The organism is Myxococcus sp. CA023 (assembly GCF_010998615.1).
GTDB lineage: Bacteria > Myxococcota > Myxococcia > Myxococcales > Myxococcaceae > Myxococcus.
The window spans coordinates 13,390-25,915 of the sequence record NZ_JAAEAH010000021.1 but is presented as its reverse complement, the minus strand read 5'-3'; the positions used below and the strand labels follow the sequence as shown (position 1 = coordinate 25,915).

Below are 12,526 nucleotides of genomic sequence, written 5' to 3'. Positions count from 1 at the left end.
GCGCCTCCTCACGTCAGGTACAGCAGTGGCCAGAGGAACAACCAGATGACGTCCACCAGGTGCCAGTACATCCCTCCCAGCTCCACGGGCGTGTGAAAGCGGGCCCCGAACTCCCCGGCCAGCGTCCGCAGCGCCAGCGTGACGAGCACGCCCACACCCACGAGCACATGCACCGCGTGCACGCCTGTCATCACCCAGTACAGCGTGAAGTAGAGGTTGGCGCCGGGAAGGGCGAACGCCTCATAGGCGTACCAGGCGCCGGGCAGCGCCCCGTCATGCACGTGCTTCGTGTACTCCGCGGCCTTGATGAACAGGAACGCGATGCCCAGCAGCACCGACAGCGCGAGCAACGCCGCCGCGGCGAAGTCGCGTCCATTCCGGATGGCATCCACCGCGAGCGCCACCAGGATGCTGCTGACCACCAGCACGAAGGTGTTCAGCGTCCCCAGGAACACGTCCATGTGCGCGGGCGCCTGCTGGAACACACCGGGATACGTCAGCCGGTACAAGGCATACGCGGTGAACAACACCGAGAAGAGCAGCACCTCCGTGGCCAGGAAGATCCACATGCCCAGGTGTGCGGCGTCCTGGCGGGACGCCTCATCTCCAAAGTGGAGGGCACGAGGCTCCACCGGGCGGGGGCTCGCCTCACGCCGCATGCTCCACCTCCGTGTTGACGCCCGGGTTCGCGTAGTCGTGCGGCGGCCTCGGAAACCGCGGCGGCGCATGGAAATTGAACTCGGGGGGCGGTGAGTCGCTGAGCCACTCATACCCCTCGCTGCCCCAGGGGTTCCGCCCCGCCGCGCGGCCATGCCGCAGCGACCAGCCCAGGTAGACGGCGACGATGAGGAAGCCGAAGCCCAGCAGGGACGCCCCTGCGGTGGACGCCACGTGCAGCGGCTGGAACGCCTCCGGGTAGTCCGCGTACCGGCGGGGCATTCCCTGATTGCCCAGCAGGAACTGAGGCAGGAAGGTGGCGATGAAGCCGAAGATGATGAGCACCGCCGTCCCGATGCCCATGCCCTCCGGGTACATGCGGCCGCACATCTTCGGGAACCAGTAATGCAGCGCCGCGAGGAAGGCCATCAGCGACGCGCCCACCATGATGAAGTGGAAGTGCGCCACCACGAAGTACGTGTCATGCCAGTGCAGGTCCGCGGACGTGACGGCCACGGCGACCCCGCTCATGCCTCCGAAGAAGAGCAGGAAGATGAAGCCGAGGACGTAGGTGAACGGCGTGGAGACCCACAGGCTCCCCCGGTACATGGTGCCCAGCCAGGTGAAGATCTTCATCGCCGTGAAGATGGCCACCAGCATGGACAGCACGCTGAACGCGCCCGCCCCGAAGGTGGACTGGCCGGAGACGAACATGTGGTGTCCCCACGTGAGGAACCCCACGAAGGAGATGCCCACCGTGCTCCAGACAATCACCCGGTAGCTGAAGGGGCGCTTGCGGCTGAAGGCGCACACCGTCTCGCTGATGACGCCCATGCCCGGCAGCACCATGATGTAGACGGCCGGGTGGCTGTAGAACCAGAACAGGTGCTGGAAGAGCAGCGGGTCCCCTCCCCGGCTCGGGTCGAACAGCCCCGCGCCCGCCACCCGCTCCAGCGCCACGAGCATCAGCACCATGCCCAGCACCGGCGTCGCGAGCACCTGGATGATGGACGTACCGTAGAGCGCCCACACGAAGAGGGGCACCTTCATCCACGTCACACCGGGGGCCCGCAGGGTGTGCACGGTGGTGATGAAGTTGATGCCGGTGAGGATGGTGGAGAACCCCACCACGAAGACGCCCAGGAGCACGGGCATCACCTCCCGCCCGGTGACGGTGCTGTAGGGCGTGTAGAACGTCCACCCCGTGTCCACGCCGCCCTGGAACACGCCCCACAGCGTCATCACCGCGCCGAGCACGTAGAGGTAGAAGCTGGCCAGGTTGAGCCGGGGGAAGGCCACGTCCCGGGCGCCAATCATCAGCGGCAGCAGGAAGTTGCCGAAGGCCGTGGGGATGGACGGGATGAGGAACAGCCACACCATGACGACGCCGTGCACGGTGAAGGCGCGGTTGTAGGCCAGCCGCCCCATCACCGTTTCACCAGGCGTCAGCAACTCCACACGCAGGGCCAGGGCGAACACGCCCCCCAGCAGGAACATCAGCAGCAACACGGCCAGGAACATCACGCCAATGCGCTTGTGATCGCGCGTGGTGAGCCAGGACCAGAGCCCTCGCTCCGCGTCCAGATAGCTGGGCCCTGCCCCGGAGGGCTCAGCGTGGGAGGGGGCCATACGCGGGCTCCTGGACGGGGGGCGGCTCCGGACGCTCTGGCTGGAGGGACTTGATGTACTCGACGAGCGCGCCCACCTCGCCAGCGCTCAGCCGCCCGTGGAAGGACGGCATCACCGGCGCGTAGCCGGCGACCACCTTCGCCAGCGGGTCCATCATCGACTCGGTGAGGTACGCGACGTCGGCTCGCACGCTGTCACCCGAGGCCAGCGGCTCCTCGCGGCCGTACAGCCCCAACCAGGTGGGCCCGATGTGCGGCGTGCCGTCGATGGTGTGGCACTGGAAGCAGCCCTGTCGCGTGGCGACGACCGCCCCTCGCCGCGCGAGCGGTCCCCGGGTTCCCTCCTCCCCGAAGGATTCATCTGCCACCCAGGTGGGTTGAGCCAACTGACGGGCCCGCCAGGACTCGAAGGCCGCGGGCTCCAACGCCACCACCTCGGCGCGCATGCGCGAGTGGTCCAGGCCGCAGTACTCCGCGCACAACAGCCGGTAGCGGCCCGGCCTCACGGCCTCGAACCAGATCTCCGTGTAGCGCCCAGGCAACGCATCCATCTTCAAGCGGAAGGCGGGGACGTAGAAGGAGTGGATGACGTCGCGCGACGTGAGCAGCAGGCGCACGGGCGTGCCGGTGGGAACGTGCAGCACGCCCACCATGCCCGGCCCGTCCGGGTATGCGAACTTCCACATCCACTGCTTGCCGGTGACGTAGACGTCCAGCGCGTCGCGCGGCGGCGTGCGCGCCCACACGTAGTCCTGGAACCCCAGCGCGCCCCAGAGCAGGAAGAAGGCCAGCGGCACCCCGGCGAACGCGGCCTCCATCCAGGTGGGCGCGGCCATCGCCGGCTCCTGCGCGGGGGCTCGCCCACGGCGGTAGCGCACCAGGAAGAAGAGCCCGGTGAGACCAATGCCCGCGCCCACCACGAAGGTGGTGCCGATGATGAAGAAGTGCAGCCGGTCCACGCGCGGGGCCAGCGACGACGCCGCCTCGGGGAGGAAGAGGATGCGCCGCATCAGGTCACTCATGGCCGCGCCCCCTCTTCTGCGGAGAGGACCTGCTCCATGGCCCGCTCCACCGGAAGGTGGATGACGCCCGCGTCCCGGTCCACCCAGCCATACGTCTGCAACCGTGCCTGCTGTGCGTCGCGCAACCGGGGCGCGCCGTCCTCCAGGGCGAAGGGCCGCTGGTTGACGTCCGCGACCTCGGGCGTCCCCAGGGCCGGGGGAAAACCCGCGCTTGGCACGGGCGCGTACCGGCCCTCTCCCCAACGGACCACGAGCAGCGCCCCCGCGACCAGGACGAGCCACGCGGCCCCCACCACGGCGATTCGCCGCCCTGGAAGCTGCCGGTACTCGGGCGGAGGTGGCGTGAAGCCGGTGCTCATGAGCGGGGCACCCGCAGCGAATGGGGCAGGAAGGGGTCTCTCACTGGCACCGTGTAGCCACCGCGCGCGAGCAGCCCCCACGCGGCCACCGTCCATCCCCCCACGCCGGCCCACGCCGTGGCACTGGTCCAGTGGAACGTCGCCATCCCAGGGGAGAGCGCGGGCCACACCAGCCAGTACACGTCCAGTGCCCGCATGAGCAGCAGCCAGGCGCCCACCGCGGCGAGCGCGCCCGCGTGCTGCTTCACGCGACGGAGCAGGAGCAGGAAGAACGGCACGCCGAAGTGCCCCACGGCCAGCGCCACCGCCACCGCGATCCAGCCTCCGTCCAGTCGGGCGCGGTACCACGTCACCTCCTCCGGCAACGAGGCAATCCACACCAGCAGGAACTGCGAGAAGCCGCAGTAGGCCCACAGGCAGACGAAGCCGAGCAGCAGCGTTCCCAACCGGAGGAAGTGCGCCGGCCCCATCAACGCGCCAAACTGTCCCGCGCCTCGCGCGAAGGCGGCGGTGAGGGCCACCGTGGCGAGCGCGCCCACGACCGCGCCACACCCGACCGTGAGCGCGTACACGGTGGACTGCCACAGGGGCTCCAGCGACATCAGCCAGTCCAGGCTGGCGAAGGACAGGCACAGCACCATCAGCGGCAGCGCCCCCGAGGCCAGCCGCCGCTGGTACAGGGTGATGCGCACCGCCCGCTCGGTGATGCCCGGCTCCGCGTCCTGTCGCACCGACCAGCGGAACAGGAGGACGCCCACCGCGCCCCAGACGGCGAAGTACAGAAGGGCCCGGCCCAGGAAGAAGGGCACGTTGAGGTACGGCTGCTTGTGCGCCAGCAACTGAAGGTCATGCCCGCTCAGGCCGGAAGGAAGCGCCACCCAGGGGAACAGGTGTGGCATCGCCAGGGCCACGGGGACGAAGAGCAGCGCGAACAGCGGGCAGCTCGCGGCCATGATTTCCAGAGACCGCCGCAGCACGGTGGGCCACCGGGCGCGCGCCGCGTGAAACGCAGCCAGGATGATGAGCGCCCCCAGGCTGAGCGACAGCCAGTATGCGAAGGCGAACAGGTAGCCGTGGGCGGCCTCCCGGGGCGCGGCCCATCCCCCCAGCAGCGTGGCCAGGAGCCCCAGGCTCCCCACCGCGGCGGCGCCCCAGGTCACGCGCCGGCCTTCCGTCAGGCGTGTCAGCACCGCGGCCGTCATGGCGCACCCTCCACGGGTTCCCGCATGAGTTCATCTCGTGCGTCCTCGGGCGCGGCGGACAGCGGTGCGCGCTGGCTGTACGCAAGGACCCGGAGCCAGGCCACGACCTTCCAGCGCGCCTCGGGCGTGAGCGCATCCGCGTAGGAAGGCATCAACCCGTAGCCGCCGGTGATGACCGAGTAATAGAAGCCCGGCGGGTGTGGCAGCGCCTCCCATCCAGGTGGCACCGGACGGGCGCCCTCCCCTGCGTCCGCCGGCCCCTCACCTCCCTGCTCGGGATGTGAATGCGCCTCGCCGTACAGCGAGGGAGGCGGCCGCGCGCCCATGTTCTGGGCGACGATGCTCTGCCCGTCACCGAGCAGTCCGTGGCACGGCGCGCACCAGGTCTCGAAGTGGGCACGGCCCTCCCGCAGCGTGTCGCGCGTGAACGGCACGGGGAGCCGCTCCACCTCCACCCAGCCGCCATCCGGAGTGCCCCGGCGGGCATACGCGGCCTCCTGGAAGTACCACTCGCGAGCGACCGTCCCGGGGACGCGGGGCCGCATCGCCCGCGCGTCCGCGAAGTACGGGTTGGCGACGAAGGCCCCGTCGCGAGCCTGCACCCGCATCGGGTCCAGGTCCTCGCAGCCGGCCACCGCCGTGAGCCCGAAGGCGACCCGTGCAAGACGCGCCCTCATCGCCGGCCCTCCACCGCGAGCACGACGGCGGCGCCGAACTGGCGGAGGGCGCCTTCCGCCGCGTCCACGCCCTCCGAACCGTCCACGGCGACGGCGAGCCAGAACCCGTCGATGCTGGCGCTGCGGAACGCCTCCTGGTCGAGGAACGGATGCGTCACCCGCGGCAGGCCACACGCCACGATGACCCCCAGGAAGATGGCACCCGCCGCCGCCAGGACCGCGGACTCGAAGGTGACGGGAATGAAGGCGGGGCCACTGTGCAGCGGACGTCCGCCCACGTTCAGCGGCCAGTCCACGGCCTGCGTGAACCACTGCACGACATAGGCGCCCACCGCGCCGCCCACCCCGGCGAGCAACGCCAGCAGCGGCAGCCGGGAAGCGGGAAGTCCCAGCACGGCGTCCACGTCCTCCACCGGATACGGGGTATGCGCGTCCAACCGGAGGAAGCCTGACGCCCGCAGCGCCCGGGCCGCCTCCACCATCCGCTCCGGCGAGCGGAACTCGCCCAGCACCCAGCGGCTCATCGCGCGCCTCCCTGCCGTACCGACACGTCATGGGCGAAGGCCTCGGAGGCCTCGAGCTCGTGTTGGAGCTCCTTCACCTCGCTGATGGGGACCGGCGGCAGGAAGCGGAGGAACAGCAGGAAGCCCAGCCCGAAGAGCCCCACCGTTCCGGACAGCAGGCTCAGGTCCACCCAGGTGGGCGCGTAGTGCCGCCAGCTCGAAGGCAGGAAGTCCTCGCTGAGCGGAGACACGATGATGATGAAGCGCTCCAGCCACATGCCCACGTTGACGAGCAGCGCCGCGCACCACAGGACCACCGGCTGGGTGCGCAGCCGGGCGGACCAGAAGAGCTGTGGCACCAGCACGTTGCAGGCGAAGACGGTCCAGAACGCCGGCGCATAGGGGCCGGTGCGCAGGATGTTCATCACGTGCATCTCGTAGGGGCTTCCGCTGTACCAGCCGAAGAAGTGCTCTTGAACGTAGCCGTAGGCCACGAAGAGACCGGAGACGAGCAGCAGTCGCGCCAGCGCGTCCAGGTGAGCCTGCGTCACCACGGCGTGCAGGTGGAGCGCCCGCCGGGCGGGAATCAACAGCGAGAGCACCATGGCCAGCCCGGAGAAGATGGCGCCCGCCACGAAGTACGGAGGAAAGACGGTGCTGTGCCAGCCCGGAAGCTGCGCCACGGCGAAGTCGAACGAGACGATGGTGTGCACCGACACGACCAGTGGCGTCGCCAACCCCGCGAGCAGCAGGTACCCGGTGCGCCAGTGCCGCCAGTGGCGGGCACTCCCCCGCCACCCCAGGGACAGAAGGCCCCAGACTCGGCGCCGCCACGGCTGCTTCGCGGTGTCCCGCGCGGTGGCCAGGTCCGGCAGCAGGCCCAGGTACCAGAACAGCACCGACACGGTGAGGTACGTGGTGATGGCCACCACGTCCCACGTGAGGGGTGACCGGAACTGCGGCCACATGCGCAGCGAGCTGGGGTACGGCACCAGGTAGTAGAACTTCCAGGGCCGGCCCAGGTGCAGCAGGGGGAACAGCGCCGCGCACACCAGGGCGAAGAGCGTCATCGCCTCCGCCATGCGGTTGACGGAGTTGCGCCACTTCATGCCGAAGAGCAGGAGGATGGCGGAGATGAGCGTGCCGGCGTGGCCAATGCCAATCCACCAGACGAAGTTGGTGATTCCGAACGCCCACGCCACTGGGATGTTGTTGCCCCACGTCCCCACGCCCGTGACGAAGGTGATGGTGATGGCCACCGCCAGCAGCACCGACAGCGCCGCGCACACTCCGACGAGCGCCCACCACCCCATGCCCGGCGCGGTGAGCACCGGCCGCAGCAACGCCTCCCCGAGCTGCGCGTCCGGGCGTCGCTCCTCGAGCAACGGGTGGACGACCAGCGGATCCGCCGTCACCGGAGCCAGGGGCAGTGGCTCGCTCATCCCGTGGCCTCGCTTGGATTCTTCAGCCGAATCAGGTGGACGGTGCGCGGCTGCGTCCCCAGGTGGTTCAACAAGGCGTAATGGCGCGGGTCCTGGTGCAGCCTCGTGACGGGGTCCTCCGGTTGGTTCAAGTCACCGAAGACGATGGCCTCCGTGGGACACGCCTGCTGACACGCGGTGCGCACTTCCCCTTGCCGGATGGCACGATGAGCCATGCGCGCGGTGATGCGGGCGGCCTCGATGCGCTGGACGCAGTACGTGCACTTCTCCATCACCCCGCGCGAGCGCACCGTCACCTGGGGGTTGCGGTACATCCGGTCCAGGGGCCCGCCGCGGTTGTATTCCAGGTAGTTGAAGCGCCGGACCTTGTAGGGGCAGTTGTTGGAGCAGTACCGCGTGCCGACGCAGCGGTTGTAGACCATCTGGTTGAGCCCCTCGTCCGAGTGGACGGTGGCGGCCACGGGGCACACGTACTCACAAGGCGCGTACTCACAGTGCACGCACATCAGCGGCTGGGTGATGACGGACGGGTTGTCCGCGTCCCCCATGAAGTAACGGTCGATGCGCAGCCAGTGCATCTCCCGTCCGCGCCGCACCTGGTCCTTCCCCACGGCGGGGATGTTGTTCTCCGCCTGGCACGCGACCACACAGGCACTGCACCCCGTGCAACGGTGCAGGTCGATGGACATGCCCCAACGATGGCCCGACGCGTCCGGCACGGGCTGTGGCGGATACAGGTGTTCCGTCGGTGCCTGGAGCGCGGGGAGCCGCGCATCGCCCTGTGCCGCGAAGCGGGCGGCCGTCGTCTGGAGCGCGATGGGCCGGCCCTCCATGTGCCAGTGCTCCTGCGTCAGCGCGAAGCCGTGGTGGCCTTCCACGCGCGTGAGCCGCACGCCGGAGGCCCACCAGGGCGCGTCCTGGAAGCGCAGCACCTGGGCGTCGAAGCCCACGCCGCGTGCCACCGGACTGCCCAGGCGCTGGCCGTACCCCAGCGGCAGCGTGAGGGTGTCATCCGCCTGCCCGGGAACCACCAGCACGGGTGCTTCCACCGAACGGCCGTGAAGCTCCAGCCGGACGCGGTCGCCTCGCACCAGCGACAGGCGCGAAGCCGTGGCGGGACTCACCCACACGGCATTGTCCCAGGTGAGCTGCGTCACCGGGTCCGGCAGTTCCTGGAGCCAGGGATTGGCGCCGTAGCGACCGTCATGGACCTTGACGTCCGTGACGAAGTGCAGCTCCAGCCCGTCCCCCGAGGGCGGCAGCGACTGGGCCGCCGCGAGCACCGAGGCGGCATCCACGGCTGCCTGTTGCACAGGCAGCTGCGTGCCAGGAACGACGCCCTCCGCGAGCCAGCGTTCCCATTCCTCCTCGAAGCCTCCCGATGCCGCAGCGTGCTCACGCCACTGGGCCCGCAGTCGCTCGTAGGGCGTGGTCGCCAGCGCTCCGGCGAAGGCCGCCAGCAGCTCCAACGGAGGCACGGCGCTCTCCACCAGCGGCGCGATGAGCGGCTGCAGGACGGTCGCGGTGCCATCCACCGCGCGCCCATCGTCCCAGGCCTCGAACGGATGCGTGGAGGGGACGGACCAGGACACCCGCGCGGCGGTCTCATCATCGTGGAGCGCGCAGTACACGGCGTCCTCCACCAGCCCCAGCGCCTCCCCCAGGGGCACGTCCGTGGGCGCGCGGTAGACGGGGTTCCACGCGGTGATGAGCAGCGTATCCACCACGCCCGCACGGATGTCCGCGACGAGCGCCGGCAACGCCGCCGCGTCCGGCGCGGGCACCAGGAGCGAGTCCACGCACCGCACCGTTCCACCGTGCAAGGTCGCGTTGAGCAGATGCGCCAGCGCATGCACCGCCGCGGGCTGGGATTCCCCCACCACGATGAACGCCTCGTCCCCCTGCTCTGCCAGGTCCCGAGCAGCCCCCGCCACCCAGCGATGCTCCGCGGGCTCCAGCGCCTCGCGCCCGAGCACCCTCAACGCATCGCGCCCCAGCAATCGCCCCAACTCCGCCGCGAGCGCCTGGGCAATCCACGGCACACGAGACGGGCGCGCCCGGAGCCGTTCGTCCGCGAAGGCGCCCGTGAGGCTCAAGCGACTCTCCACCACCCAGAGGCGGTTGAGCGCCGGCGGCATGCGCGCGGAGACGAATTCACGTGGCGCGCGCAGTCCTCCCGTCAGCGTGGACAGGAAGTCGTCATCCAGGGACACCACGGCGCGCGCGGAGCCCCAGTCCGGCATCGCACGCAGCGGCCGGCCCCACGCCAGGCGAGCGCCCTCGTGCGCGTTCCCCGTCCGCGTGGCGCTGAAGGGCACCACCCGGGCCTTCGGGAAGCGAGCCAGGATGCGCTCGAAGGTCCGGGTCCACAGTGGTGACGCGGTGGGCTCCACCAGCAGGCGAAGTCCCGCCCCCCCGTCCTGGCGCGCGGCGCGACGGCGCACCATCTGGAAGACCTGGGACAGGGAGGTGGGCGCGCCACGGTGGCGCACGGCCCGAGCACGGTGCGGGTCATACAGGCCCAGCAGCGACGCCTGCTCGTGTGCGCCCGCCGCTCCCAGGCTCTCCGGATGGGACGGATTGCCCTGCACCAGCGTGGGCCGCCCCTCCTGGCTTCGCACCAGGACGCCCCGCGTGTAGCCCTCCAACAAAAGCCCCGTGGCGTAGTGGAGCGGGATGCCTGGAGTGACGTCCGGCGGTTGCCGCGAGTACGGCAGGACCTTCTCAGGCGGCGCGCGGAAACAGCCCGTCAGGCCCGCGGCGGCGGTGCCGAACGCGGCCAGCTCCAGCAACACGCGCCGGGACAGCCCCCGAGGTGGCGCATCTGCATCCAAGGGGAACTCACCCGGCGACGGCGCGGGCGCGGCGCCCTGTCTCGCCTCCAGGCTGCGCCAGGGCTCGGCTCCCTCCAGGACAGGGAGCGAATATCGGTCCGTCAGCGGTGGCATGTGGAGCACTCGGTCCGGGGCGAGACATCCAGGGCCCGCATCACCAGCAGCCCCACGTCGCGGGCCGGGCCCCGCGGGCTCCACGTCATGTCCGCGACGTGCTCCGGAGGCCGCAGGTGCGGCGCCGGGTCGCGGTGACACTCCAGGCACCAGCCCATGGTGAGCGGCGCGACCTGCTCCACCAGCGGCATCTGGTCCACGCGGCCGTGGCAGCTCACGCACCCCACGCCCTTGTGGACGTGGATGGCGTGGTTGAAGAAGACGTACTGCGGCAGCCGGTGGACCCTGTTCCACGGAATGGGCCGGTCCTCGAAGTAGCTCTGGCGCACGGGCGCCAGCAGCGCGCTCTCGTTCCAGATCTGCGCGTGACAACCCATGCACCGGCTGGTGGGTGGAATGCCCGCCGAAGGCCCCCGCCACGCGCCGTCATGGCAGTAGCGGCAGCCAATGCCCTCGTCCGCCGCGTGGTGGCGGTGGTCGAACTGCACCGGCTGCTGCACGGGCTCGAAGGCCCCCGTCCCCAGGGGACTGCGGGCCAGCAGCAGCAACGCCACGGGCGTGGCCACCGGCAGCACGGCCATCAGGCCGAGCACGCCTCGCAGGACTCCATCGGTCGCCGGTGGAAAGAGACCCATACACCGCTCAGGCAGGCACGAGGCCCGCACCTAGCGGAGCGGCGTTCGGGGGCGGTAGCGCGGACCTCGCGGCGTGTCCGTTACTCCAAGCCAGGGAGGGACGCCCGTCGGAGAGCGCACACGCGCGTGCCCTCTGGCCGGAGGCGGCTCAGTCCGCCTTCACCGCGTCCTCTTCCAGCGCGATGGCGGGGGACGCACCGTTGTAGACGGCGGCATCAAGCAGGCCCTCTTCGCGCGCGACCAGCACCGGGACCAGCATCTGGCCCGTGACGTTGGTCATCGTGCGCATCATGTCGAGGACGCGGTCGATGGCGAGCAGGTAGCCCAGCCCCTCCAGCGGCAAGCCCGCGGAGCTGAGCACCACCGTGGCCATGACCACCGCCGTCCCGGGCACGCCCGCGGTACCGAAGCTGCCCAGCACCGACGCCAGCAGGATGATGAAGTACTGCGACGCGGACAGCTCCAGGCTGAAGTACTGCGCGACGAAGAGCGACGCGATGGCCGGGTAGATGGCACCGCACCCATCCATCTTGATGCTGGCCCCCAGCGGCACGGCGAAGGCCGCGTAGTCCTTGTTGACGCCCAGGTTGTTCGTCACGGCGCGCAGGGCCACCGGCATGGACGCGAAGCTCGACGAGCTGACGAAGGCCACCTGCATGCCGGGCGCGGCGCCTCTGAAGAAGCGCAGCGGATTGAGCCCGTGCGTCATCAGGAGGCCGCCGTACACGAAGACGATGTGCAGCGCGCACGCCACGTACAGCGCCAGCACCAGCTTGCCCAGCGGCAACAGGCGCTCGAAGCCGTAGGTGCCCACCAGCGCGGCGATGAGGCCGAAGGTGCCCAGCGGCGTGAGTTCCAGCACGAAGCGGGTGACCTGAATCATCGCGTCGCTGGCCTCGCGGACCAGCTCGCGCAGCCGGGCCGTCTTCTCGCCGAGCTTCACCAGCGCGAAGCCCAGCAGGCCGGCGAAGAAGATGACCTGGAGGATCTTACCATTCGCGAGCGCCGCGAACGGGTTGGTGGGCACCACGTCCAGCAGCACCTGGAGGGGGCCGGGCACGTCCCGTGGCTTGTAGGTTTCGGTGGCCATGAGCTGGCCCACGCCCTCCCCGGGGCGGAGCAGCGCGGCGACGCCCAGGCCCACCCCCACCGCCAGCGCGGCGGTGACAGCGAACCAGAGGAACGTCTTGCCGCCGAGCACCGCCATGCTCTTCTGTCCGTGAAGCGCCGCCACCGCGTTGATGACCGCGAAGAACACCAGCGGTGTGGCGATCATCTTGATGAGGTTGACGTAGAGCGTGCCCAGCGGCTGGAACCAGGGCCCCGCTGGCTCTCCCACGAGCCACCCGGCCACGGCCCCGAGCACGAACGCCCCCAGGACACGTTGCCAGAAGGGAATGCGGAACCAGGCGGAGACGAGCTTCTTCACGGGGGAGACCTCTCGACAGCGGGC

At 70.2% G+C, this 12,526-nt stretch carries 11 protein-coding genes; all 11 read right to left on the bottom strand.

The features are described from left to right. Positions 1-8: 8 nt before the first annotated feature. On the bottom strand, positions 9-659 hold the full coding sequence (locus F8M74_RS11525) for a cytochrome c oxidase subunit 3 (protein ID WP_141256367.1): 651 nt from the start codon (positions 657-659) through the stop codon (positions 9-11). Continuing rightward, positions 649-2,286: a cytochrome c oxidase subunit I gene (gene ctaD, locus F8M74_RS11520; protein ID WP_141256368.1), complete on the bottom strand. Its 1,638-nt coding sequence runs from the start codon at positions 2,284-2,286 to the stop codon at positions 649-651. Before ctaD ends, F8M74_RS11525 begins: the two co-directional genes overlap by 11 nt. Next, complete coding sequence (coxB, locus tag F8M74_RS11515; RefSeq protein WP_141256369.1) at positions 2,267-3,307, bottom strand: cytochrome c oxidase subunit II; 1,041 nt, start codon at positions 3,305-3,307, stop codon at positions 2,267-2,269. The genes ctaD and coxB overlap by 20 nt, the downstream gene beginning before the upstream one ends. Next, positions 3,304-3,666, bottom strand: coding sequence for a hypothetical protein (locus F8M74_RS11510; RefSeq protein ID WP_141256370.1), 363 nt, complete (start codon positions 3,664-3,666; stop codon positions 3,304-3,306). Before F8M74_RS11510 ends, coxB begins: the two co-directional genes overlap by 4 nt. Then, the gene (locus F8M74_RS11505) at positions 3,663-4,868 is read right to left on the bottom strand and encodes a hypothetical protein (protein WP_141256371.1); all 1,206 of its coding nucleotides are present in this window, start codon (positions 4,866-4,868) and stop codon (positions 3,663-3,665) included. The genes F8M74_RS11510 and F8M74_RS11505 overlap by 4 nt, the downstream gene beginning before the upstream one ends. Then, positions 4,865-5,545, bottom strand: coding sequence for a cytochrome c (locus F8M74_RS11500; protein WP_141256372.1), 681 nt, complete (start codon positions 5,543-5,545; stop codon positions 4,865-4,867). Before F8M74_RS11500 ends, F8M74_RS11505 begins: the two co-directional genes overlap by 4 nt. Next, positions 5,542-6,069 carry a DUF3341 domain-containing protein gene (locus tag F8M74_RS11495; protein WP_141256373.1) on the bottom strand — a complete coding sequence of 176 codons (528 nt, stop codon included), beginning with the start codon at positions 6,067-6,069 and terminating at the stop codon, positions 5,542-5,544. Before F8M74_RS11495 ends, F8M74_RS11500 begins: the two co-directional genes overlap by 4 nt. Continuing rightward, positions 6,066-7,490, bottom strand: a complete 1,425-nt coding sequence (nrfD, locus tag F8M74_RS11490; RefSeq protein WP_141256374.1) for an NrfD/PsrC family molybdoenzyme membrane anchor subunit — start codon at positions 7,488-7,490, stop codon at positions 6,066-6,068. The genes F8M74_RS11495 and nrfD overlap by 4 nt, the downstream gene beginning before the upstream one ends. Then, a complete protein-coding gene (locus tag F8M74_RS11485; RefSeq protein ID WP_216620010.1) occupies positions 7,487-10,438 on the bottom strand; it encodes a 4Fe-4S dicluster domain-containing protein in 2,952 nt (983 codons plus the stop codon). Before F8M74_RS11485 ends, nrfD begins: the two co-directional genes overlap by 4 nt. Next, a complete protein-coding gene (locus F8M74_RS11480; RefSeq protein ID WP_141256376.1) occupies positions 10,426-11,073 on the bottom strand; it encodes a cytochrome c3 family protein in 648 nt (215 codons plus the stop codon). Before F8M74_RS11480 ends, F8M74_RS11485 begins: the two co-directional genes overlap by 13 nt. Before the next feature lie 148 nt (positions 11,074-11,221). Next, positions 11,222-12,502 carry a dicarboxylate/amino acid:cation symporter gene (locus tag F8M74_RS11475; protein ID WP_141256377.1) on the bottom strand — a complete coding sequence of 427 codons (1,281 nt, stop codon included), beginning with the start codon at positions 12,500-12,502 and terminating at the stop codon, positions 11,222-11,224. Positions 12,503-12,526: the final 24 nt, after the last annotated feature.

Bases quoted from the DNA above. Each gene is read 5' to 3' on its own strand.
- F8M74_RS11525 (WP_141256367.1), bottom strand. From the start codon at position 659: ATGCGGCGTGAGGCGAGCCCCCGCCCGGTGGAGCCTCGTGCCCTCCAC.
- ctaD (WP_141256368.1), bottom strand. From the start codon at position 2,286: ATGGCCCCCTCCCACGCTGAGCCCTCCGGGGCAGGGCCCAGCTATCTG.
- coxB (WP_141256369.1), bottom strand. From the start codon at position 3,307: ATGAGTGACCTGATGCGGCGCATCCTCTTCCTCCCCGAGGCGGCGTCG.
- F8M74_RS11510 (WP_141256370.1), bottom strand. From the start codon at position 3,666: ATGAGCACCGGCTTCACGCCACCTCCGCCCGAGTACCGGCAGCTTCCA.
- F8M74_RS11505 (WP_141256371.1), bottom strand. From the start codon at position 4,868: ATGACGGCCGCGGTGCTGACACGCCTGACGGAAGGCCGGCGCGTGACC.
- F8M74_RS11500 (WP_141256372.1), bottom strand. From the start codon at position 5,545: ATGAGGGCGCGTCTTGCACGGGTCGCCTTCGGGCTCACGGCGGTGGCC.
- F8M74_RS11495 (WP_141256373.1), bottom strand. From the start codon at position 6,069: ATGAGCCGCTGGGTGCTGGGCGAGTTCCGCTCGCCGGAGCGGATGGTG.
- nrfD (WP_141256374.1), bottom strand. From the start codon at position 7,490: ATGAGCGAGCCACTGCCCCTGGCTCCGGTGACGGCGGATCCGCTGGTC.
- F8M74_RS11485 (WP_216620010.1), bottom strand. From the start codon at position 10,438: ATGCCACCGCTGACGGACCGATATTCGCTCCCTGTCCTGGAGGGAGCC.
- F8M74_RS11480 (WP_141256376.1), bottom strand. From the start codon at position 11,073: ATGGGTCTCTTTCCACCGGCGACCGATGGAGTCCTGCGAGGCGTGCTC.